The organism is Stenotrophomonas sp. WZN-1, from assembly GCF_002192255.1.
In the GTDB taxonomy this organism is placed as follows: domain Bacteria; phylum Pseudomonadota; class Gammaproteobacteria; order Xanthomonadales; family Xanthomonadaceae; genus Stenotrophomonas.
In genome coordinates this window covers 22,609-43,838 of record NZ_CP021768.1, presented here as the reverse complement: position 1 = coordinate 43,838, position 21,230 = coordinate 22,609, and the positions used below count along the sequence as shown (strand labels likewise).

20 protein-coding genes are annotated in these 21,230 nt (G+C 67.3%); 10 read left to right on the top strand and 10 right to left on the bottom strand.

Features of this window, described 5'->3' with window-relative positions; translation table 11 throughout:
* Window positions 1-145: 145 nt before the first annotated feature.
* Window positions 146-478: a hypothetical protein gene (locus CCR98_RS00200; protein WP_087921061.1), complete on the bottom strand. Its 333-nt coding sequence runs from the start codon at window positions 476-478 to the stop codon at window positions 146-148.
* Entirely contained in the window at window positions 475-1,677 is a 1,203-nt protein-coding gene (locus tag CCR98_RS00195) for a fatty acid desaturase (RefSeq protein WP_087921060.1), read from the bottom strand. The genes CCR98_RS00200 and CCR98_RS00195 overlap by 4 nt, the downstream gene beginning before the upstream one ends.
* Before the next feature lie 151 nt (window positions 1,678-1,828).
* Between CCR98_RS00195 and CCR98_RS00190 the strand changes: the two genes are divergently transcribed.
* A complete protein-coding gene (locus CCR98_RS00190) occupies window positions 1,829-2,650 on the top strand; it encodes an ATP-binding cassette domain-containing protein (RefSeq protein WP_087921059.1) in 822 nt (273 codons plus the stop codon).
* Window positions 2,651-2,699: 49 nt separating this feature from the next.
* On the opposite strand, the gene CCR98_RS00185 is transcribed toward CCR98_RS00190, so the two are convergent.
* Window positions 2,700-3,902 (bottom strand): DUF4785 domain-containing protein, encoded by a 1,203-nt coding sequence (locus CCR98_RS00185; RefSeq protein ID WP_087921058.1) that lies wholly within the window; start codon window positions 3,900-3,902, stop codon window positions 2,700-2,702.
* 11 nt (window positions 3,903-3,913) lie between these two features.
* Window positions 3,914-4,792 carry a hypothetical protein gene (locus CCR98_RS00180; protein WP_087921057.1) on the bottom strand — a complete coding sequence of 293 codons (879 nt, stop codon included), beginning with the start codon at window positions 4,790-4,792 and terminating at the stop codon, window positions 3,914-3,916.
* 258 nt (window positions 4,793-5,050) lie between these two features.
* Between CCR98_RS00180 and CCR98_RS00175 the strand changes: the two genes are divergently transcribed.
* Window positions 5,051-5,890, top strand: a complete 840-nt coding sequence (locus CCR98_RS00175) for a phosphatase PAP2 family protein (protein WP_087921056.1) — start codon at window positions 5,051-5,053, stop codon at window positions 5,888-5,890.
* A 145-nt stretch (window positions 5,891-6,035) separates the two neighbouring features.
* Here the strand turns inward: CCR98_RS00175 and CCR98_RS00170 are convergent, their stop codons facing one another.
* Complete coding sequence (locus CCR98_RS00170; RefSeq protein WP_087921055.1) at window positions 6,036-8,306, bottom strand: TonB-dependent receptor; 2,271 nt, start codon at window positions 8,304-8,306, stop codon at window positions 6,036-6,038.
* 159 nt (window positions 8,307-8,465) lie between these two features.
* Between CCR98_RS00170 and CCR98_RS00165 the strand changes: the two genes are divergently transcribed.
* Window positions 8,466-9,482 (top strand): TIGR00266 family protein, encoded by a 1,017-nt coding sequence (locus CCR98_RS00165; RefSeq protein WP_087921054.1) that lies wholly within the window; start codon window positions 8,466-8,468, stop codon window positions 9,480-9,482.
* 279 nt (window positions 9,483-9,761) lie between these two features.
* Complete coding sequence (locus CCR98_RS00155; protein ID WP_087921052.1) at window positions 9,762-10,754, top strand: patatin-like phospholipase family protein; 993 nt, start codon at window positions 9,762-9,764, stop codon at window positions 10,752-10,754.
* A 39-nt stretch (window positions 10,755-10,793) separates the two neighbouring features.
* Here the strand turns inward: CCR98_RS00155 and CCR98_RS00150 are convergent, their stop codons facing one another.
* Window positions 10,794-11,279 carry an Lrp/AsnC family transcriptional regulator gene (locus tag CCR98_RS00150; RefSeq protein WP_046985032.1) on the bottom strand — a complete coding sequence of 162 codons (486 nt, stop codon included), beginning with the start codon at window positions 11,277-11,279 and terminating at the stop codon, window positions 10,794-10,796.
* Window positions 11,280-11,404: 125 nt separating this feature from the next.
* Between CCR98_RS00150 and phhA the strand changes: the two genes are divergently transcribed.
* Window positions 11,405-12,298: a phenylalanine 4-monooxygenase gene (phhA, locus tag CCR98_RS00145; protein ID WP_087921051.1), complete on the top strand. Its 894-nt coding sequence runs from the start codon at window positions 11,405-11,407 to the stop codon at window positions 12,296-12,298.
* Between the two features lie 106 nt (window positions 12,299-12,404).
* Here the strand turns inward: phhA and CCR98_RS00140 are convergent, their stop codons facing one another.
* Window positions 12,405-13,460 carry a LacI family DNA-binding transcriptional regulator gene (locus CCR98_RS00140; protein WP_087921050.1) on the bottom strand — a complete coding sequence of 352 codons (1,056 nt, stop codon included), beginning with the start codon at window positions 13,458-13,460 and terminating at the stop codon, window positions 12,405-12,407.
* 239 nt (window positions 13,461-13,699) lie between these two features.
* Here CCR98_RS00140 and CCR98_RS00135 point away from each other — a divergent pair, with 239 nt between their 5' ends.
* From CCR98_RS00135 to CCR98_RS00120, 4 genes are all read left to right on the top strand, one after another.
* On the top strand, window positions 13,700-14,290 hold the full coding sequence (locus CCR98_RS00135) for a cysteine dioxygenase family protein (RefSeq protein WP_087921049.1): 591 nt from the start codon (window positions 13,700-13,702) through the stop codon (window positions 14,288-14,290).
* Window positions 14,291-14,406: 116 nt separating this feature from the next.
* Entirely contained in the window at window positions 14,407-15,045 is a 639-nt protein-coding gene (gene eda, locus CCR98_RS00130) for a bifunctional 4-hydroxy-2-oxoglutarate aldolase/2-dehydro-3-deoxy-phosphogluconate aldolase (RefSeq protein WP_087921048.1), read from the top strand.
* Window positions 15,046-15,141: 96 nt separating this feature from the next.
* On the top strand, window positions 15,142-16,170 hold the full coding sequence (adhP, locus tag CCR98_RS00125) for an alcohol dehydrogenase AdhP (protein ID WP_087921047.1): 1,029 nt from the start codon (window positions 15,142-15,144) through the stop codon (window positions 16,168-16,170).
* A gap of 127 nt (window positions 16,171-16,297) precedes the next feature.
* Window positions 16,298-16,690, top strand: coding sequence for a hypothetical protein (locus CCR98_RS00120; protein WP_087921046.1), 393 nt, complete (start codon window positions 16,298-16,300; stop codon window positions 16,688-16,690).
* 64 nt (window positions 16,691-16,754) lie between these two features.
* Here the strand turns inward: CCR98_RS00120 and ligD are convergent, their stop codons facing one another.
* The 3 genes from ligD to CCR98_RS00105 all read right to left on the bottom strand — a co-directional run bounded on the left by ligD (window position 16,755) and on the right by CCR98_RS00105 (window position 20,727).
* Window positions 16,755-19,247 carry a DNA ligase D gene (gene ligD, locus CCR98_RS00115; protein WP_087921045.1) on the bottom strand — a complete coding sequence of 831 codons (2,493 nt, stop codon included), beginning with the start codon at window positions 19,245-19,247 and terminating at the stop codon, window positions 16,755-16,757.
* 3 nt (window positions 19,248-19,250) lie between these two features.
* A complete protein-coding gene (locus CCR98_RS00110; RefSeq protein ID WP_087921044.1) occupies window positions 19,251-20,171 on the bottom strand; it encodes a Ku protein in 921 nt (306 codons plus the stop codon).
* A gap of 157 nt (window positions 20,172-20,328) precedes the next feature.
* On the bottom strand, window positions 20,329-20,727 hold the full coding sequence (locus CCR98_RS00105; RefSeq protein ID WP_014035432.1) for a hypothetical protein: 399 nt from the start codon (window positions 20,725-20,727) through the stop codon (window positions 20,329-20,331).
* Window positions 20,728-20,874: 147 nt separating this feature from the next.
* Between CCR98_RS00105 and CCR98_RS00100 the strand changes: the two genes are divergently transcribed.
* Complete coding sequence (locus CCR98_RS00100; RefSeq protein WP_087921043.1) at window positions 20,875-21,219, top strand: hypothetical protein; 345 nt, start codon at window positions 20,875-20,877, stop codon at window positions 21,217-21,219.
* Window positions 21,220-21,230 lie beyond the last annotated feature (11 nt).

Genomic DNA, 21,230 nt, shown 5'->3' with positions numbered 1-21,230 from the left:
ATCATCGCAATGGCACAGCACTCCCTTCCATGTCCTTCCCCTACCGCGATCCATCGCGGTCGACATGCCAGCTCGCCTTACCCGTGCGGATCGACCGGTACCCGGGATCGCGTCGAACCCACCATCGGCAGCGCGCCGGGAATCTTTAGCGCGGAGGCGCCGCCAGTTCGCGCGCATCCAGGAACCCATCACCGTTGGCATCCTGCTTGTGGAAGCGCTGCACGATCACCTGCCGCTGCTGCTCGCGGCTGATCGCCCTGCCCTTGCCACCGGGCAGCTCCTCGGCGCTCAGCACACCGTCACCATTGCGGTCCATGCGGTCGAAGGCATACAGCATCCACTGCACGTACTCGGCCTCGCTGACCCTGCCGTCGCCATCGCTGTCCATCCGCTGCAGATAGCTGGCGGTGTCGGTGACCTGGGCCAGCGCCGCGCCCGGCAGCAGCGCCGCCAGCAGAAGCCCGTACCCTGCCCTCACGCGCCCACCAGGCTGTAGCCCTTCAAGCGTGCGGCGTAGGCCTGCAACGCCGCGATACCGCTTTCCTCGGCCTCGCGGCACCACGCCTGCAACTGATGCAGGCGCTCGGCGGCATCGTGGCCACGGGCTTCCAGCAACGCGGCCAATCGCGCGCGGTACTCGACCAGGATGCGGATGCGCGGCCGTTGTTCCACCCATGCGCTGAGCTGGGCACGGCTGTCCGGCTTCAGCCAGCGGCCGTCGTTGACCAGCCCGCGGCGCAGCCGGCGCGGCAGCAGGCGGCGCAGCTTGGCCCCGGCCTGCATGGCTTCCTCGCGCAGGGCCGGCATGAACACGTTGCGCTGGTAATCGGTCATCGCCTGGAAACGGTGCGACAGCAGTGCCTTCAGGGTCTCGGCATCGGGCACGGCGATGTTCGGGCGCACGTCCATGGCCGGCGCCACCCGCAGCACCCTGGCCAGGCGCAGCGCCTGCAGCAGGCGGATCGCGCTCCAGCCGATGTCGAACTCCCAGCGCCGCATCGCAAAGCGCGCCGAACTGGGGAAGGCATGATGGTTGTTGTGCAGCTCCTCGCCGCCGATCCAGAACCCCCACGGCGTGAGGTTGGTGGAGGTATCGGCCGACTCGTAGTTGCGGTACCCCCACCAGTGGCCCAGGCCATTGACCACGCCCGCGGCCCAGAACGGGATCCATGCCATCTGGATCGCCCACAGGGCCACGCCGGGTACACCGAACAACACGGTATTGATCGCGAACAGCAGCACCGGGCCGAGCGTGGCGTGCGGGGTATACAGGTGACGCTCGATCGCATCATCCGGGGTGCCACGCCCGTACTGCTCGATGTCCGCGCGCATGCCGCGCGCTTCGCGGTACAGCTCCACGCCATGCCAGAACACCTTGCCGATGCCGCGGGTAACCGGGCTGTGCGGGTCGTCCTCGGTCTCCACCTTGGCGTGATGCTTGCGGTGGATGGCCACCCACTCGCGGGTGATCATCGAGGTGGTCAGCCACAGCCAGAAGCGGAAGACGTGGGCCAGCGCCGGGTGGAAATCGACCCCGCGATGGGCCTGGCTGCGGTGCAGGTACAGGGTCACCGAGAAGATGGTGACCTGGGTGAAGACCAGCAACACCGCCAGCATGGCCCACCAGCCCAGGCCGAGCACACCGCCGGTCAACAGGGACATCAGGGCATCAGGCATGGCAGCTCTCCGGATCGACGCGGGGATGGCAGACATGATGGGCGCTTGCGTTGCAAACTGCATCCCTGCGGCGATGTATCTCATCGCCATCCGTGGCACCGTTCACAGTTGGGGACCTGAGTTGTCGAGCCTTGATCCACGCGCCAGCGCCATGACCGCCGCCCCGCCCGGCGCGGAGGTGCCTCCCTTGATCGAACTGGACCGCGCCACCGTGGTGCGCGGCCAGGTGAAGGTACTGCACGGGCTCAGCCTGCGCATCGCGCAGGGCCAGCACACCGCCCTGCTCGGCCCCAATGGCTGCGGCAAATCCACCTTCATCAAGCTGATCACCCGCGAGCTGTACCCGCTGGCCCTGGGCGACGGCACGGTGGCGGTGAAGGTGCTGGGCCAGAACCGCTGGCAGGTGGACCGGCTGCGCTCGCAGCTGGGCATCGTCAGCGGCGACCTCAGCAGCAACCTGGCCGACATGCCCGGGCTGACCGTGGAGCAGGCGGTGCTGTCCGGCTTCTTCGCCAGCTACGTGGTGCCGGCCTTCCGCGAAGTGACCGCCGACATGCTCGCGCGCGTCGGCGAGACACTGGCGATGACCGGCGCCCTGTCGCTGCGCGAGCGCGCCTATGCCGAGTTGTCGGCCGGCGAGACCCGCCGCGTGCTGATCGCCCGCGCGCTGGTCAATCGGCCGCAGGCACTGCTGCTGGACGAACCCTCCACCGGGCTGGACCTGGTCGCCCGCGAGCAGCTGGTGGCGACCATGCGCGTGCTGGCGCAGCAGGGCATCACCCTGGTGCTGGTGACCCACCACATCGAAGAGATCATTCCCGAGATCGAGCGGGTGGTGCTGCTGCGCGATGGCCGCGTACTGGCCGACGGCACCCGCGCCGAGCTGCTGCGCAACGAACCGTTGTCGGCGGTGTTCGGCGGCGCGATCACCGTCTGCGAGCAGGAAGGCCGGCTGACCGCATACGCGGGGTGATTGAAATGCGCAATGCAGCGGACCGGAATCCGGCCTGCTGCACCCTCCCTCAGAACCGCAACGCCAACGCACGCGACTCGATCGGAGCCATGCGGCTCTGGTCCTGCAGCTGCAGGTCGCGCAGTTCGTACGGCGCGCCGAAACCGGCCGGCAATGCGGCCTGGTCGAACGGCAGCACCAGCTGGCCTGCGCCCGGGCCATCGAACCACGCGGCCGCATGTGCCTGCGCGACCGGCTTCAACTGGCCATCGCGGGCAGTGGCATACAGCGTGCCCCGCGCCTCATAGCGGCCAGCGGCGGCCACCTGCAGCGGCAGTGCCACCTGGCGGCTGGACGGATCCGGTGCCGCCTGGCCACTGAAGCGCGCGGTCGGCCGTGCCACCGCGAACGCCACCTTGCCATCGCGCAGCACGCCATCGGCCTGGGCGAACACCTGCAGTTCCCACAGCCCCTGCACGCTGCCGACATCAGCCGGGATGCGCACCTGCGCGCGCAGGCTGCCATCGGTGGTGCGCAGCAACCGCTGCGGCCAGCTGCGGCCATCCGGTGCGACCAGCAGGGCTTCACCACCCAGCCCGCCACGACGCGATGCCAGCTGCGCGGTGGTGGCGCCGTCTTCCAGCAGGCGTGCCTGCAGCTGCACATTGCCACCGGCCAGCACCTGCGCCTGGCTGGCCTGCACTTCCAGCCGCAGCGGGCTGTTCGGCTCCAGCACCTGCACCACGTAGCGGCCCTGCGCCTGTGCGCTCTGCAGGGTGTACGCACCGGCCGCACTGGCCGCGCCGGTGCGCAGCATGCTGCTGCCATCACCCACCGGCATGCCGGCGTCCTGCAGCGCGCGCGCATCGACACTGCGGGCGACACTGCTGCGGCCGGCCGGGTCGCGCACCTGCAGGGTGTTGGCCGGCAGCGCGCGGGCACCTGCGGCCGGGCTCAGCTGGATCACCGCATCGGGCGCCGTCAGCGGCAGGTCCAGGCCGCGTTGCAGCTGCGTGCCATCGACCTGCTGCCAGTAGCTGCGGCTGACCGAGGCATACGGCGTAGCCGCCTGCAGCGGTTGCATCGGGTCCAGCGCCCAGGCAAAGGCCAGTGGCGCGTGTTCGCTTTCATCGGCGGGCAACGGCGCGGCCACCAATGCGGCGGGCACCTGATCGCCTGCGCGGGCGGCCTGCAGCGGCTGAGCGGCGTTCGCCGTGGACAGGGACAGCACCGCCAGCACCGCGCTGGCCAGCAGAGTGGAATGGTTCGTCATGGTCGTCTCCCTCACTGGGTCAGGTCCTTGCGCAGCAGGGTGCCGAGGCCGAAGCACTCGCGGCGGCTCTGGTTGTGGCTCAGCGGTTCTGCACCCTGGGTACGCGCCTTGTCGGTGAACCAGGTGGTGCCGGCGGCCTTCTGGCTGCTGCACTCCAGGAAGCCATCGGAGCAGGACGACAGCCAGTTCTGGGTGAACTCCAGGCCGACATTGGCGGCGTAGCCACCGCAGTAGCTGTTGCTGTCCCACACCGCCGATTCCACGTCGCTGCCGACCACGGCGCGGAATGGTTTGGGCAGCGCCGGGCGACCGGCGGTGCCGTACAGGTTCTGCGCGTTGTAGGTGGCCATGCTCGCCACCTGCTGCTGGCGCACCGCGTCGTTCTTGTATCCCAGCAGCCAGCCCAGCGAGGTTTCGAAGGTATTGCCGTTAAGCACCGCGTCGGCCAACGGCGTGCCCGCCGAAGACGGTGCCAGTGCGTTGACCCTGCGCACCGTGCGGATGATCTTCGGATAGCGGCTGTCGTAGGTCGGGTTGGACAGGATCCAGCGCATCACGTTGCCGCCGTTGGAGTGGGTGATCACCACCAGCTGGGTGATGCCACGACTGTCGATGAAGCTGGTCAACTGATTGGCCAGGCAACCGGCGGCTTCCGGCTTCCACATGTACTGGGTGAAGTCACAGTTGATGACGACGTAGTTGCTGCTGTTCGGCAGGCCCTGGCGCACGGTGTCGATGATCGCCGGCTGCCAGTAGTCCTGGGTGGCATTGGTCTGCGCGCCGGTGCCATGCACGAAGGCCACGCCAACCACGTCGGCGGCCTGCGCTTGGGCGGTTGCCAGCCCGAGGAGCAGGGCCAGGACGGTACTTCCTGTTGCGGTGCTGCGCATCGCTTCTCTCCCTCTGTCAGCGGATCCCCCCGACCCGGCTGGAACTGGACGGCCTGTCGATCTCCGTTGTGCCGATGCTCATGGCGCGGCCGCGTGAAAGTCCGTGCGCTGCGCCCGGATTCAGGAGACTGACGTCACTCGATGACGTTCTTCATCTCGTGTGATGACCATGCCGGGTCTGGCCGTATGACCGATGGCCACTGCGGTGTCGTATACGGGCTGCGATCATGGCGCGAGTTTTTTCTCCGGAGCCCGTCCATGTCGCTGATTTCCCACCCTGCCCGCCCGCTGCTCGGCCTTGCCGTCATCGCGGCCCTGGCGGGTTGTGCCGCCACCGCCGCCAAGCCGACCGCCGTCGAAGCCAACATCACTACCAAGGCGGTGGGCTATCTGGACAAGAGCGCGGTTCCGGCCAGCCTCGACCTGGTGCCGGCACCACCGGTGGCCGGTTCAGCCGCCCTCGCCCTGGACGAACAGGTCAGCCGTGAAGCCCGCGCGCTGCGTGGCAGCCCGCGCTTCGCCCAGGCCGGTGTCGATGCCGAACTCGGCTTCCCCGAAGGCGCCAACCACTTCTCCTGTGCCGCCGACATCGACGTCGATGCAGTGAAGACCCCCGCGCTGTACCGCCTGCTCGAACGCAGCCGGATCGACGCCAGCGCCGCCACCAAGGCCGCCAAGAACCACTACCAGCGCCCGCGCCCGTTCATGGTCAATGGTGAGCCGACCTGCTCGCCGAAGGATGAGGAAGGCCTGCGCAAGAACGGTTCCTACCCATCCGGCCACACGTCGATCGGCTGGGCCTGGGCCCTGATCCTGTCGGAGATCGCGCCGGACCACGCCGATGCCATCCAGGCCCGTGGCCGCAACTACGGCGAGAGCCGCCTGGTGTGCAATGTGCACTGGCAGAGCGACATCCTCGAAGGCCGCTTCATGGGCGCGGCCGCCGTGGCCCGCCTGCATGACAACGCAGCCTTCAACAAGGACCTGCTGGCCGCACGCAAGGAGATCGCTGCAGCGCGCAAGACCGGCCTGCACTCCAGCCGCGACTGCGCCACCGAGAATGCGGTGCTGAAGGTGCGCCCGCAGAGCGCGCTGTAAGCCATCGCCGCTGCGCTCGCCGGGCATGGCCCGGCGCTACCCACGCGTCGAACCCGGTAGCGCCGGGCCATGCCCGGCGGACGCGGAACGCAGAAGGGCCGGCATTGCGCCGGCCCTTCTTCATTGCATCAACGCAGCAACCGCATCAGAACTTCGCGGTGAACTCCACGCCCCAGGTACGCGGCTCGTTGAGGAAGCCGGTCAGGTTGTTGAAGTCGATCGCGCCGACCACGCGGGTCTGGTTGGTCAGGTTGCGGCCGAACACCGCCACGTCGTACTGGCCGTAATCCCAGTTGTAGCCCAGGCGCAGGCCGCCTTCCAGCGAACTGCGGCCACGGAATTCCGGCGACTCGTAGATGAAGAAGTTCACCGCACTGCGGTAGGCCCAGTCGGTGTAGGCGTACAGCTCGCTGCCATCGCTGAGCGGGAAGCCGACGCGCAGGGTCGCGTTGTGGATCCACTTCGGCGCCTGCGGCAGCGGGTTGCCGTTCACCAGCGCATAGGTGCCGCCGTTGATCACCGTGGTCGGGTCGTTGATGGTGCAACCGCCGCCGCAGATCGCCACCGCCAGATCCTTGTCCTTGATCTCGGTGTCGTTGTAGCTGCTGCCGAAGGTCAGCAGGACGTTGTCGGCCAGGTACGCCTCCAGGTCCAGCTCGACGCCCTGGCCGATGGTCTTGTCGGCGTTGAGCAGGGTGGCGGTGTTGTTGGTGCCGCCCACCGCGATCAACTGCTGGCCATCGACGTTGTAGCGGAACACGCTCAGGCCCAGGCGCGCGCGGCGCTCGAACAGGTCAGCCTTGATGCCGGCCTCGTACGAGATGACCTTCTCCGAATCGGCCTGCGACAGACCCGGCGCAAAGGCCAGGCGGCCCTGGATCGACGGCGCGCGGAAGCCCTTGGCCACGCGGGCGTAGGCGTTGATGTCGTCGGTCAGCTTGTAGACGCCGCTCAGATCCCAGCTGACGTCGTTGACGTCGGTGTTGGCCAGGTACGGGCCACTGACCGGGGTGCCGAACGGAACGGCCTGCAGCACGCTGGCGCTGAAGTCCTTCTTGTCCTGGGTGTAGCGCACGCCGGCACGCAGCTTGAAGCGGTCGGTGACGTCGAAGTCACCCGAGGCGAACACCGCCCAGGCCTTGTTGCGCTGGTTCTGCACCACGTGGCCGGTCTGCGGATTGCCCGGGGCCAGCGAGTCGTAGTTGAAGTTGTTGATGGTCACGTCTTCATCGAAGTAGAAGACGCCGGCCTGCCAGTCGAAGCGGCCCCACTCGTTGGACTCGATGCGGACTTCCTGCGTCCACTGGCGATGGTGCGGCAGGCCGTCAGCCGACTCCGACGAGAACGGAATCAGGCCCGGGCCGTAGTTGCCGGCGCCAAGGAACGCCGCACCGTAGCCACCGTCGATGTCACCGCGGTTGAGCGATTCGGCGGTTTCATAACCGGTGATCGAGTGCAGGGTCATGGAGCCGAGGTTCCACTGCAGCCGCGCGCTGCCGCCCCAGGTCTTCAGGTCGGAGAAGTTGACGCCGTCGTTGGCCACCTTGTCGCGGTCGAAGTTCTCGACCAGCGAGTTGCCACCCTTCTCGATGATATTGGCGCGGAACAGGCGGGCGGTGCCGTTGAGCTTGCGCTTGTGCAGGTTGAACAGCGCTTCGAAGTCGTCGCCTTCGTACAGGAACTGCACGCGGCCGGCGGCTTCGTCATAGCCTTCGAAACCGCTGTTGGGGGCGCCGGCACGGGTGTTGTCGACCCAGTCATCGCGGCGCTGGTAGATCGCCGAGACACGTGCCGACCAGCGGTCGGTCAGCGGGCCGCCGTAGGCGCCCTGCACGTTCCAGCTGTTGTAGCTGCCATAGCCGACGCGGATGTAGCCATCGGCATCCTGCGACGGGCGCGCCGAATCGAACTTGACCACGCCGGCCGGCGTGTTGCGGCCGAACAGCGTGCCCTGCGGGCCGCGCAGCACTTCCACGTTGGCCAGGTCGAACAGCGGGAAGCCCTTCAGCAACGGGCTTTCCTGCACCACGTCGTCGTACACCAGCGACACCGGCTGCGATGCATTGAGATCGAAGTCGGTGTTGCCCAGGCCGCGGATGTAGAAGCGCGGGAAGGCACGACCGTAGGACGACTCGATGTTGAGGCTGGGCACGCGTGCGGCCAGGAAACGGATGTCATCGCCGGCCGAGCCGAGCACATCCAGCTTCTCGCCCTGGATCGCGCTGACCGCGACCGGCACGTCCTTGGCGTTCTCGACGCGGCGCTGCGCGGTCACCTGCAGGGCGTCGAGGGCAACCGGATCCTTGGCAGCGGGGGTTTCCTGGGCGGCTGCTACCAGCGGCAGCAGGGCGGAAAGAGCGGCAACGAGGGGGCGCGCGACCGGGAATCGGCCACGGGAAGTGCGGGTCGGGGACATGGCGGTAGGCTGTGTTTGGAGGGGTGGTAAAACGGCGCTACCAGATAATTGTTGCAATACAGCACCTACGCCGCAAATGCCGGCCGTTCATGGCGCCGTCGCCCTGCCCCCGGTGCGCTCGCTAGACTCGGGGTTTTCCAGCCCCGCGGAGCCGCCGCAATGACCCAGTGGTACTTCCATGCCTCCGCCCAGGCCGAGCGTATCGGCCCGCTTGATGACGAGGCCGCGCGCCGTTATGCGCAGACCAACCCGCGCGCGCTGGCCTGGTGCCAGGGCATGAGCGGGTGGACCTCGCTTGCCGAGGTGCCCGAACTGCAGTCCGCGGCCCCGGGCATGCCGAACACCCCGCCGCCGGTCCCCGCCGCCGCCAGCGGCCGTGCCGACGACATCGAATTCCGCATCGTCGGCCATGAAATGCAGTTCGTCGAAATCGAGCTTGATCCCGGCGAGAGCGCCATTGCCGAAGCCGGCGCACTGATGTTCAAGGACGCAACGGTGCAGATGGACACGGTGTTCGGTGCCGCCACCGGCGACCAGGGCGGCGGCTTGATGGGCAAGGTGATGGCCGCCGGCCGCCGTGTGCTGACTGGCGAGAGCCTGTTCGCTACCGTCTACACCCAGAGCGGCCACGGCAAGGGCAAGGTCGCCTTTGCCGCGCCCTACCCCGGCACCGTGCTGGCGATGCGCCTGGACCAGCATGGCGGCCGCCTGATCTGCCAGAAGGACAGCTTCCTGGCCGGCGCACGTGGCGTGCAGATCGGCGTGCAGTTCCAGCGCAAGATCATGACCGGCCTGTTCGGCGGCGAGGGCTTCATCATGCAGAAGCTGGAAGGCGACGGCTGGGTCTTCATCCACGCCGGCGGCTGCGTGGTCGAGCGTGAGCTGGCCGCAGGCGAGCGCCTGGACGTGGATACCGGCTGCGTGGTGGCGTATCACCCCACGGTGGACATGGACGTGCGCCGGGTCGCCGGCATCAAGAGCATGCTGTTCGGCGGCGAGGGCGTGTTCCTTGCCACGCTGACCGGGCCGGGCAAGGTCTGGCTGCAGTCGCTGCCGTTCTCGCGCCTGGCCGGCCGCATGTGGATGGCGGCACCGCAGGGCGGCGGCCAGAGCCGCGGCGAAGGCTCGGTGCTGGGCGGCCTGGGCCGGATGCTGGACGGCGACAACCGGTTCTGACCACAGGATCCCGGTAGATGCCGACCTTGGTCGGCACCTACCGGGGTTCCTTTTTGCTGAATAGGGAGGTTCTCGGCGGCCGCCTGGACCTGTCGTTGGTGGGCGCCAACCTTGGTTGGCACATTCCTTCAGGGCGCGACCAGGCATTTGTGCGGACCAAGGTCCGCACCCACCAGAAGCGATTCACAGCTATCAGAGGCTTCCCCACCCTGCCCGCCCCGCCATGGCTTCGGTATGCTGGCGCCCTTTCCTGAATCCGGCGCCGCGAGCGCACTGCCGATGAGCCTGTTCCGCCCCCGCATGCTGCTGTCCGTCGCCCTGATCGGCCTGCTGGCCGGCTGCGGTGGCGACCCGGTCCGTCCCACGCCGCCGCCGGCGCCGACCGTGGTGCCGCAGGCCAAGCCGATCAGGATCGGCATCGCCCTCGGTGGTGGCGCAGCCAAGGGCTTCGCGCACATCGGCGTGATCAAGATGCTGGAGGCCAACGGCTTCGAGCCGGCCGTGGTCTCGGGCACCAGCGCCGGCAGCGTGGTCGGTGCGCTGTACGCCAGCGGCATGGACGCCTTCCAGATGCAGAGCAAGGCGGTCGCGCTGGACGAAGCCAGCATCCGCGACGTGCGCCTGTTCTCCGGTGGCCTGGTGCAGGGCCAGAAGCTGCAGGACTACGTCAACGAGCAGGTCGCCAACCGTCCCGCCGAGCGCCTGAAAAAGCCGTTCGCCGCCGTTGCCACCCAGCTGGAAACCGGCGAGCGCTCGATCTTCGTGCGCGGCAACGTCGGCCAGGCGGTGCGCGCGTCCAGCAGCATCCCCGGCGTGTTCGAGCCGGTGAAGATCGGCGGCCGCAACTACATCGACGGCGGCGTGGTCAGCCCGGTGCCGGTGGATGCCGCTCGCCAGCTCGGCGCCGACTTCGTGATCGCCGTGGACATCTCCAGCAAGGCCAGCGGCAAGGCGCCGACCGACATGCTGGGCATCGTCAACCAGTCCATCTCGATCATGGGCCAGCGCCTGGGCGAGCAGGAACTCGCGCGCGCCGACATCGTCATCCGCCCGAAGGTACTGGACATCGGTGCCGCCGATTTCAGCCAGCGTGGCACCGCGATCCTGGAAGGCGAAAAGGCCGCGATGGCGGCCATGCCGCAGATCCGCGCGAAGATCCAGCAACTGCAGCGCGCGCGTGCCGCTGCAGCGGCACCGGCCCCGGTGGCCGCGCCGAAGTGCGAGGAAGCCTCGCGCCTGGGCAAGCTGATGGGCCGCAAGGACAAGTGCTGACGCCGTGATGCCTGGCCACCGGGTTCGCCCGGTGGCCGCTCAGGGCTCCAGCTGCGACAACGGCAACGCCTGGAAACCCTTCACCGTGCGCAGCACGAAGCTGGAATTGGCATCGGCCACGCCACCGGCATTGAGCAGCCGGTCCAGCAGGAAGCGCGAGAAGTGCTCCAGGTCGCGCACGTAGACGTGCAGCAGGTAGTCCATGTCGCCGGTCAGCGCATGGCAGGCCACTACTTCATCCCAGGCCTGCACGCTGTCGACGAAGTGGCCGATCGCGGCCTGGTCGTGCTTCTCCAGCTGCACGCGCACGAAGGCCTGCAGGCCCAGCCGCAGCTGACGCGGTTCCAGCCGCGCGCCATAGCCGACGATCACGCCCTCGCTTTCCAGCCGCTGCAGGCGGCGCAGGCAGGCCGAGGGTGAGAGGTTCACCCGCGTCGCCAGCTCGGCGTTGGTGGCGCGCCCATCCCGCTGGATTTCAGCCAGCAGGCGTATATCCGTGCGATCGAACTGGACTTCTCCGGCCATTGTTGCCCCGCAACATGGTGAGTACGCAAGGATATTGCGCCAACAACGCCAATCGACGCAACTTTTGCAACCCTGTTGCGCGCGCCCTGCCCTAGCATCGTGGGTATCCCGTCAAGGAGTGCCCCATGGATCTCGCCCAGCCCCGCCGCGTCGAACACCAGCAGACCGACAAGGGCTACGTGCCGGTGTATACCACCGCGCTCGTCGAGCAGCCGTGGGACACCTACAGCGCCGACGACCACGCCACCTGGAGCACGCTGTACCAGCGCCAGCGCGAGCTGCTGGTCGGCCGTGCCTGCCAGGAGTTCCTGGACGCGCAGGACGAGATGGGCATGAGCGCGCACATGATTCCGCGCTTCGACCAGCTCAACGAAGTACTCGGCGCGGCCACCGGCTGGACCCTGGTCGGCGTCGAAGGCCTGCTGCCGGAACTGGATTTCTTCGACCACCTGGCCAACCGTCGTTTCCCGGTGACCTGGTGGATCCGTCGCCCGGACCAGATCGACTACATCGCCGAACCGGACCTGTTCCACGATCTGTTCGGCCACGTGCCGCTGCTGATGAACCCGGTGTTCGCCGACTACATGGAGGCGTACGGCCGTGGCGGCGTCAAGGCCCACGCGATCGGCCCGGATGCGCTGCAGAACCTGACCCGCCTGTACTGGTACACGGTGGAGTTCGGCCTGATCGATACGCCCGACGGCCTGCGCATCTACGGCGCCGGCATCGTGTCGTCGAAGGGCGAATCGCTGTACTCGCTGGAGTCGGCCGCGCCCAACCGCATCGGTTTCGACCTGCAGCGGATCATGCGCACCAAGTACCGCATCGACACCTTCCAGAAGACCTACTTCGTCATCGACAGCTTCGAACAGCTGATGCAGGCAACGTCACCGGACTTCACCCCGATCTACGCAGCGCTGGCCGACCAGGCGCATCTGCCGGCCGGCGAGGTGCAGGGCGATGACCGCGTGTTCCAGAGGGGCACCGGCGAAGGCTGGGCCGACGGCGGCGACGTGTAAGCGCACGGCGCACACCGCTTCGCACTGGAAACGGCGCACCCTGGTGCGCCGTTTCCGTTGTTGCCTGCACCGTTCCGTCGCGACGGCGCAGGCGAGGGCAGGGCACTCAGCCGTCCACGGCCCGGCAGGAACCGCGCACCATCAGCTGCGGATGCACGCTGGCCGCGGTCGGCGCCTCCGGTACGTCGGTCTGCACCAGCATCGCCGCCGCCATGCGGCCGATGTCGGAGACGTGGCGGCGTACCGACGTCAGCGGCGGCCACAGCCGCGACGCCAGCGGGCTGTCGTCGTAGCTGATGATCGACAACTGCTGCGGCACCTCGATGCCCGCACGCAACGCCACCTGGTACACGCCGGCCGCCATTTCGTCGTTGCCGGCGAAGATCGCACTGGGGCGTTGTCCGCCCATCAGCAGCCGTTCGGCGGCATGCACGCCCGACTCGAACGTATCGCCCGCTTCCAGCACGCGTTCACCTGGCAGGGTCAAGCCGACCTGCGCCAGTCGATCAAGGAATCCATGGGTCCGCTCGCGGGCAGTGCGTCGGTCACCAGGACCGGCAATCACTGCGATATCGCGATGGCCCAGCGAGAGCAGGTAGCCCGCAGCCGCAGCGGCACCGTCGCGATCGTGGGTGACCACCGCTTGTGCTTCGTCGTCCGAGGCATGCGCGTTGATGCGGATGTAGCGGCAGTCGATCGCGTCCAGCATCTGTGCCAGCGCCACCGACTCGGAGGCGCGCGGGCCAAGGATCACGCCATGCAGTTTCTGCTGCTGCACGAAGCGGCGCACGCCGTCGGCGCAGTCCGGATCCTGGCTGTCGCACGGGTGCACCACCAGCTCATAGCCGGTGCCACGCAGCGCTTCCAGCGCGCCATGCTGCAGGTCGACAATGCACTGGGCGCCGGGGTCGTCGTACACCAGGCCGATCAGGAAGGAGCGGCGGAACGCGAGTCCGCGCGCCAGCGGGTCGGGCACGTAACCGACCTCGCGCATCAACGCCTCGACCTTGTCGCGGGTGTCTTTGCGCACCAGCGGCGAGTTGTTGATGATTCTTGAAACCGTTTTCTTGGAAACTCCCGACAGTCGTGCGATGTCGTTGATCGTGGCAGCCTTGCCCTTCGATGCCGGCAACGCGGCATCGCTAATATTTCGCACTGACATGTATAGAACCAGGTAAGTCGGAGAATTCTAGCCTTGCGCCCGTCGGGCGCGAAGTTGCGGAATGTCGCAGCGGAACTGAATCGCGTCGTGTTCGACCCGTTTTGCTGCGCGAGGTTCCATTGTGATCGCTCTACTGCCTCTGCATCTAACCATTCTTCCGCGCATGTTCACCCTGAATGCAGACGCGACGCGCGCGAACGCCAACATTCCCTTAACCATGCTCCGCTACAGTCAGGTGCATGGACCTGCAGACTTCTCCGTATCCGCCGTTCCGTGGCCGCGACCGGTTGATCGCCGCGGTCGACGCGGCGGTGACCTCCGGTGATGCCGGTCGGATCACCGCCGACCTGCAGCTGGCGCTGCAGGAAGCCATAACCGACAGCCGCATCGAGTTGCCCGAATGCGTGCATCGGCCGGTCAGTGATCATTACGCGCGACGTCCGCTGTACCACAGCCGCGAACACGGCTACAGCGTGATTGCCATGAGCTGGGGCCCAGGGCAGGGCACGCCGCTGCACGACCACGATGCCATGTGGTGTGTGGAGGGAGTGTGGTTGGGCGAACTGGAGATCACCCGTTACGAGCTGCTGGAGCGCGCCGGCGAGCGTTGGCGTTTCCACCGCCACGCCGCGCTGCGCGGGGGCTGCGGCAGTGCCGGCAGCCTGATCCCGCCGCACGAATACCACACCCTGCGCAACGCCAGCGATGACGCACTGGCGATCTCGGTGCACGTGTACGAGGCGCAGATGGAGCGCTCGGCAGTATTCGACCCGCTCGGCGGCGACTGGTACCAGCGCCGCATCCAGGCACTGCAGGCCGACCCCGCCTGAGCCAGGCACGGGGCAGGGCGCTGCCAGCACCTTCGCGATCCACGTGGCATCATGCGCCGCTGCGCTGCCGGGCCCGGCAGCGATCCGCGATGCCCGGTCGGGCAAGGAGCAAGACGATGTCCAGCGCTGATCCGCGCCTGCGCGCGCTGTTGAAGCTGGCACCGGTGATTCCGGTGTACACCCCCGAAGATGTGAATGAAGCGGTCGAAGTGGCCCAGGCGCTGTTCCGCGGCGGTCTGCCGGTGATCGAAGTGACGCTGCGCACGCCGCAGGCGCTGGATGCGATCAAGGCGATGGTCGAGGCCGTGCCCGATGCGGTAATCGGTGCCGGCACCGTGCTCAACGCCGCGCAGATGCAGGCAGCCAAGCAGGCCGGTGCGCGTTTCGCGGTGTCCCCCGGTGCCATGCCGACGCTGTATGCCGCCGCGCGTGATGCCGACCTGCCGTACCTGCCCGGTGCCGCCACTGCCTCCGACCTGATTTTGGGCCTGGAGCACGGCCACGACACCTTCAAGTTCTTCCCGGCAGTGCAGGCCGGTGGCGCTGCGCTGCTGGCGGCCTGGCACGGCCCGTTCGCCGATGTGCGCTTCTGCCCGACCGGCGGCATCAGCGCGCAGACTGCGCCGCAGTTCCTGCACCTGCCCAACGTGCTGTGCGTGGGCGGCTCGTGGCTGACCACCCCGGCGCTGCTGCAGACCCGCGACTGGGATGCCATTGAACGCTTGGCCCGCGAGGCCTCGGTGCTGGCCAGCTGAACCCGGCGCAGGAATCTTCAAAGGTTTGATCGTGATCAAAGCGCCGGCCGCGTGCCGGCGTCATTCTGTGGGCAAGCGCACTACGGAGATCCGAACATGAATTCAACCATGAAGGCCGCTGTCGTGCGTGAGTTCGGCAAGCCACTGGTGATCGAGGAAGTCCAGGTACCACGCCCGGGGGCGGGCGAGGTGCTGGTCAGGATCGAGGCCTGTGGCGTCTGCCACACCGACCTGCACGCCGCCGAGGGCGACTGGCCGGTGAAACCGAACCCGCCGTTCATCCCCGGCCACGAGGGCGTGGGGCACGTCGTGGCCGTGGGAGGCGGGGTAGGGCACGTCAAGGAAGGCGACAGGGTCGGCATCCCCTGGTTGTACTCGGCGTGTGGCCATTGCGAACACTGCCTGGGTGGCTGGGAGACGTTGTGCGAGACACAGCGCAACACCGGTTACTCGGTCAACGGCGGCTTCGCCGAGTACGCACTGGCCGATGCCAACTATGTCGGCCTGCTTCCGAAGAACGTGGGCTTCGTCGAGATCGCGCCGGTGCTGTGCGCCGGCGTGACCGTCTACAAGGGCCTGAAGGTCACCGACACCAAACCCGGTGACTGGGTGGCGATTTCCGGCATCGGTGGCCTGGGCCACATGGCGGTGCAGTACGCCCGCGCGATGGGCCTGAACGTGGCTGCGGTGGACGTGGACCACAACAAGCTGGCATTGGCCCGGCAGCTCGGCGCGCAGATCACCGTGAACGCGCGCACCACCGATCCGGCCGCCTTTCTCAGGAAGGAAATCGGCGGCGCGCATGGTGCGCTGGTCACCGCGGTGTCGCCGAAGGCGTTCGAGCAGGCACTGGGCATGGTCCGCCGTGGCGGCACCGTCTCGCTCAATGGCCTGCCACCCGGCAATTTCCCGCTGGATATCTTCGGCATGGTGCTCAACGGCATCACCGTGCGTGGCTCGATCGTCGGCACCCGGCTGGACCTGCAGGAGTCGCTGCAGTTCGCTGCCGAAGGCAAGGTTGCGGCCACGGTCAGCACCGACCGCCTGGAAAACATCAACGACGTGTTCGCGCGCATGCACGCGGGCACCATTGAAGGCCGCGTGGTGCTCGACTTCGCCGCCTGACCGCCTGTGCATGGCCGCCGTCGCTCCGTCCCCCTCTCCCACGGACGCGGCGGCCATGCCGACCCATCGGTAGTGCCGGCCGCTGGCCGGCAACCCCAGGCACTTCGCGCCGCCGTACAATGCGCGCATGCCCGGCCTGCTCAAGACCCTGTTCCTGTCCATCGTCGCCCTGATCGGCGGCGTGCTGTCGCTTGCCCTGGTCAGCAGCGTCGCCAGCTGGCTGCCCCCGTTGCTGGGCATGTCGCCGGACAGCAACAGCGTGCAGCTGGGCTGGGATCTTACTTTCAGCGTGCTCGGTGGCATCGCGGGCATTTCCTTCGCCACCTACTACGCGCCCTGCTGGCCGCGTTCGCACGGCTTCTCGATCTGGTCGCTGATCGCGCTGGGCTGTGGCTACGCAATGTGGACGGCCGGCGCGGATTTCCCGTTCTGGTTCGTCATTTCGCTGCTGGCATCGCTGCCGCTGCAACTGCTGGTCGGCTGGCGGTTCGGCCGTCGCGCCTCGCGCGATCCGCGCTGAGCGCATGCAGGTAGTGCCGGCCGCTGGCCGGCAACCTCGGCCATCCTACAGTTGGCGGCCAGCGCTACCGCTTCAGCGACGGCAGCGTCTGCTTCAACCGTGCGATGCCCTGCCATGGGTCTCCCTTCAGCCGCTTCGCCCTCGCCAGCGCCTTGCCCATCGGAAACGCGTCGGCCGCGCTCACCCGCGCCAGTTCTTCCCAGCGCAGCGGTACTGCCACACCGGCGGAATCACGCGCGCGCAGTGACCACGAGCACACGCTGGTGGCCCCTCGGGTGTTGCGCAGCCAGTCGATGAAGATCACTCCATCACGCTTGGCCTTGCTCATCGTCGCCACGTAGCGATCAGGCTGCTCCAGCGCCATTGCCTGCGCAAAAGCCTCGCAGAACGCCTTGGCCTGTTCCCAGTCGGCCTTGGGTTGCAGCGGCACCACCACGTGCACCCCCTTGCCGCCAGACAGTCGCACGAAGCTCTCCAGACCCACCTGCTGCAGGCGGTCACGCACATCGCGTGCGCCCGCTTTCACCTGTGCCCAGCTGACGCCGTCACCAGGGTCCAGATCGAACACCAGTCGATCCGGATGCTCGGGGTCGGCCACGGTCGCGCCCCAGGGATGCAACTCCAGCGTGTTCATCTGCACCAGCTGCAGCAGGCCCCGCGCATCGTCGATATAGACGTAGTCCTCGCGGCCGCTCTTCTGCTGCAGCGGCACCGCATGCACCGCATCACCCAGGCCCGGGCCATGGTGCTTCTGGAAGAAACAGGCCTTGCCCACGCCATCGGGGCAACGCAGCAGTGACAGCGGCCGTCCGGCAATTTCGGGCAGGATCCAGCGCGCCATCTGCCGGTAGTAGTCGGCCACATCGCCCTTGCTGAGCTTCTGCCTGGGAAACACCACACGTTCCGGATGAGTGATCTGGACCTCGCCCCCGGGTTCAGCAACTGCTGTTGTTTTGCTCATTCCCAGATCCTCCTTCCGCTTGTCGCTGCGCAGCCGCTTGAAGCTGGCCTGGCGCAGCAGGCCTTCCTTGCCCCAGCCACGGAATGCCACTTCCGCCACCGTCACCGGCTTCACCCAGCACACGCTGGCGGCGCGGAACGGCACATGCGCCGGAAGCTGCAGCACGGGCGTCTTTACTGCCAGTGGCTGCAATGCCTTGAGCAGCGCGCGCAGGTTCTCGCCGTCGAAGCCAGTACCGACGCGGCCCACATAGCGCAGGCCCTCCTTGTCCGGCGTTGCCAGCAACAATGATCCGAAACCCACCCGCGAGCCCCTGGGGGCCGTGTAGCCGACAATCACGAACTCGTCGGTGTCTTCGTGCTTCACCTTCACCCAGCTGCGTGCGCGTGTGTTCACATAGGGCGCGTCCACCTGCTTGCTGACGATCCCTTCGAATCCCGCCTCGCCACTGGCGTCGAACACCTGCGGGCCGTGGTCGATCACATGTTCGCTGAAGGCCAGGATGCCGGGCATGGGTCCGATGAGATCCTTCAGCAGCGCTTTGCGTTGCAGCAATGGCGCACGACTGATGTCCGCGTTGGCCACACCCGGAAGATCGAACACGATGTAGCGCAGCGATTGCTTCGAGCTTCCATCGATCACGCGCTGCAGCGCCGCGAAATCGCTGCGCCCTTCCGGGTCGAGCACCACCAGCTCACCGTCCAGGCGCGCATCACGCACCGGCAGCGCCCGCACGGCCTGTACCACCTCGGGAAAATCATCAGTCCAATCCAGGCCATTGCGGGAGCGCAGCTTCACCTCGCCGTCGTGCAGATCGGCCAGCAGGCGGTAGCCGTCCCACTTGATCTCGTGCAGCCAGTGCGCGCCGTCCGGCGCACTGTCGCGATGATCGGTCAATTGCGGTTTGAATTCATGCGGGTAGGGCGCATCACGCGCGCCGTCCAGTTTCAGCGCGCGCGCATGCCAGCGTGCATCGGCCTTGCGGGGAGACGTGCGTGCGGCTGGTGCAGCACGCCCTGTCTTCCCCACAGTGCGCTTCATCACTGCGGATGCGCGCTTGGGCACGGGCGCGCCCAGCAGATCGTCTGCTTCGGCATCGCGCGCTTCCTCGTCACCGCGCTTGATCAGCAGCCACTGCACCTGACGCCCTTTCATTGCCGTGCGCACCAGCTTCCAGCCACCGGCCAGGCGCTGCCCGTGCAGCACGAAATCGATCTTTCCGGCGGCCAGCGCCTGCAGTGGATCGCCTTCACAGGCCCAGGTGCCGTGATCGAAGACAACCACGTGGCCAGCACCATAGTGGCCTTCAGGAATGTCGCCTTCGAAACCGGCGTAGGACAGCGGATGGTCTTCCACTTCCACGGCCAGCCGCTTCTCGCCGGCGCGCAGCGAAGGCCCCTTCGGCACCGCCCAGCTCTTCAGTACACCGTCCATCTCCAAGCGGAAGTCGTAGTGACGCGAGCTTGCGTGATGCAGCTGGATGACAAAGATCGGCCGCCGCTGCAGATCTCCGCGTGCGGGCGTGTCGTCGGGCTCCGGCGTCTGCCCGGTGCCACCGCCAAGTCGGCGCTTGCGCCGGTACTGGTGCAGCGACATGGTTCAACCTGCCTTGCGCCGTGGTGCGGTCTTCTTTGCAGCTTTCTTCGTTGTTTTCTTTGCGGCCTTCTTCACCGTCGACTTTGCGGCTGTCTTGCGCGTTGCGGTCTTCTTCGCCGGCGTACGTTTGTTCGCATCAAGGCTCTTCTGCAGCAACGCCATGAAGTCGACAACGTTCGTTGTCGCATCCTCGCGTGGTGCGGGCTCATCTTCCACCCGGGTGGTGCCGCCCTTGGACTTGATGCGCTTGTTCAACACCTGCTGCAGTCGCTCGCGGAACTCGTCGTGGTACTGGGACGGGTCCCAATCGCCGGCCATCGACTCGATCAGCTGCTCGGCCATCGCCGTTTCCTTGCTGCTGATGCGGTAGTCGGACAAGTTGCCGGTGGGCAGCTTGTAGTCCTCGGGGTCGACCAGTTCCTGCGGATAGCGAAGGATCATCAGCACCAGCGCGTCCTGCTGCGGCATCACCGCGCACAGGTATTCGCGCGTGCGCACCACCACCCGTGCGATGCCCACCTTGCCGGTACTGCGCAGCGTTTCGCGCAGCAGCACGTAACCCTTTTCGGCCTTCTTGCCGGGCACCAGCAGGTACGGCTTCTCGTAGTAGCGCGGGTCGATCTGCGTTGCATCCACGAACGACTCCACTTCCACCGCTTCGTGGCTTTCCGGCGCGGCCGAACGGATATCGCCTTCCTCCAGCACGACATAGCTGCCCTTGTCGTACTCGTAGGCTTTGACGATGTCCTTCCACGGCACTTCTTCGCCGGTATCGGCATTGACCCGCTCGAAGCGGATCGGTTTGCGGTCGCGCGAGTCGAGCATGCGGAACTGCAGGTCGACCTTGCGTTCGCCTGACATCAGCGAGACCGGCACGTTGAGCAGGCCAAACGACAGCGTGCCGGTCCAGATCGGGCGGGCCATGGGTACACCTTTGGCGCGGGGCAGGGTGCCCAGCGTGGTCCGGAGGGCGTAAACCAGCCGTGTCCGTGCCGTGCACGTGGGTTCTACGCAGATCCGGTAGTGCCGGCCGCTGGCCGGCAACCACAGGACATCCGAGCGTGCATTCCCAACCTCTGCACTACTGCAGCAACGGCCTCACTGCCGCTGCCGGAATATGGTCCAGCGCGCGCCAGGCGTCTTCCACCACCGGCCGCGCCTGCGACCAGCCCAGCCGCGACTGCCCGCGCATCTGTTCCCAATGCTCGGCCAGTTCCTCGCAGGTATCGGCAGCGTCACCGCGCGGCCAGTCGGCAGCATGCGTGGTCAGCGCGAAGGCATAGACCGGGCACAGATCGCGCCAGTTGCGATGACTCTGACCGCGACGTTCCTCGTAGTCACTGAGCATGTATTGCAGGTAGTCCTGGGCCACCGCCTGCGGATCCTCATGGCGACGCGTGCGGCGCTGCGCGGTGCGCTGGCCGAGCGGATCGAGCAGGGCGTTGAACACGGACGGTGCGGGTCGTTCAAGACGGGGCATGGCCGGCTCCTGCAGCGGGGGCGGGTGGGCAGGAATACGCGCGGTGCCGTTACCAGCGGGTGAGCGAGATGTTCATGACGCCAGGTTCGCGGTGGCTTTACCTCTGTCGCGGTCTAGTGGGAGCCCCGAGCGCAGGTAACCAGAACCATGAGCCGAGAGACCTCCCGCGACCCGCTGCGCGCGAACCATCCGCCCATTCCCGGCGAGCAGCGTGGCAAGCGCGATGCCGACAATGCCGACTACCGCGGCACCGGCGCGCCGTTCTTCGATGCCGGGCACGGCGGTGACCATCTACCGGTGAAGCACGAGGCTGAACAGGCGGCCCAGGACCGGAAGGACGGCGGTGACCGCCATCGCGGCGGCCAGGAAAGCCCGCTCAAGCGGCGCGAACGCAAGCAGCGCGCCAGCGACAACCAGGACGAGGCACTGGAGGAGACCTTCCCGGCCAGCGACCCGACCTCGCCGTTCGTGCCGGCCAAGGCCCCCGATTGACGGTAGCGCCG

Excerpts from the sequence above, each read along its gene's own strand:
- CCR98_RS00155 (WP_087921052.1), top strand. The coding sequence starts at position 9,762 with ATGAGCCTGTTCCGCCCCCGCATGCTGCTGTCCGTCGCCCTGATCGGC.
- CCR98_RS00110 (WP_087921044.1), bottom strand. The coding sequence starts at position 20,171 with ATGGCCCGCCCGATCTGGACCGGCACGCTGTCGTTTGGCCTGCTCAAC.
- CCR98_RS00120 (WP_087921046.1), top strand. The coding sequence starts at position 16,298 with ATGCCCGGCCTGCTCAAGACCCTGTTCCTGTCCATCGTCGCCCTGATC.
- phhA (WP_087921051.1), top strand. The coding sequence starts at position 11,405 with ATGGATCTCGCCCAGCCCCGCCGCGTCGAACACCAGCAGACCGACAAG.
- eda (WP_087921048.1), top strand. The coding sequence starts at position 14,407 with ATGTCCAGCGCTGATCCGCGCCTGCGCGCGCTGTTGAAGCTGGCACCG.
- adhP (WP_087921047.1), top strand. The coding sequence starts at position 15,142 with ATGAATTCAACCATGAAGGCCGCTGTCGTGCGTGAGTTCGGCAAGCCA.
- CCR98_RS00150 (WP_046985032.1), bottom strand. The coding sequence starts at position 11,279 with ATGGCCGGAGAAGTCCAGTTCGATCGCACGGATATACGCCTGCTGGCT.
- CCR98_RS00100 (WP_087921043.1), top strand. The coding sequence starts at position 20,875 with ATGAGCCGAGAGACCTCCCGCGACCCGCTGCGCGCGAACCATCCGCCC.
- CCR98_RS00175 (WP_087921056.1), top strand. The coding sequence starts at position 5,051 with ATGTCGCTGATTTCCCACCCTGCCCGCCCGCTGCTCGGCCTTGCCGTC.
- CCR98_RS00165 (WP_087921054.1), top strand. The coding sequence starts at position 8,466 with ATGACCCAGTGGTACTTCCATGCCTCCGCCCAGGCCGAGCGTATCGGC.
- CCR98_RS00180 (WP_087921057.1), bottom strand. The coding sequence starts at position 4,792 with ATGCGCAGCACCGCAACAGGAAGTACCGTCCTGGCCCTGCTCCTCGGG.
- CCR98_RS00170 (WP_087921055.1), bottom strand. The coding sequence starts at position 8,306 with ATGTCCCCGACCCGCACTTCCCGTGGCCGATTCCCGGTCGCGCGCCCC.
- ligD (WP_087921045.1), bottom strand. The coding sequence starts at position 19,247 with ATGTCGCTGCACCAGTACCGGCGCAAGCGCCGACTTGGCGGTGGCACC.
- CCR98_RS00190 (WP_087921059.1), top strand. The coding sequence starts at position 1,829 with ATGACCGCCGCCCCGCCCGGCGCGGAGGTGCCTCCCTTGATCGAACTG.
- CCR98_RS00105 (WP_014035432.1), bottom strand. The coding sequence starts at position 20,727 with ATGCCCCGTCTTGAACGACCCGCACCGTCCGTGTTCAACGCCCTGCTC.
- CCR98_RS00185 (WP_087921058.1), bottom strand. The coding sequence starts at position 3,902 with ATGACGAACCATTCCACTCTGCTGGCCAGCGCGGTGCTGGCGGTGCTG.
- CCR98_RS00195 (WP_087921060.1), bottom strand. The coding sequence starts at position 1,677 with ATGCCTGATGCCCTGATGTCCCTGTTGACCGGCGGTGTGCTCGGCCTG.
- CCR98_RS00135 (WP_087921049.1), top strand. The coding sequence starts at position 13,700 with ATGGACCTGCAGACTTCTCCGTATCCGCCGTTCCGTGGCCGCGACCGG.
- CCR98_RS00140 (WP_087921050.1), bottom strand. The coding sequence starts at position 13,460 with ATGTCAGTGCGAAATATTAGCGATGCCGCGTTGCCGGCATCGAAGGGC.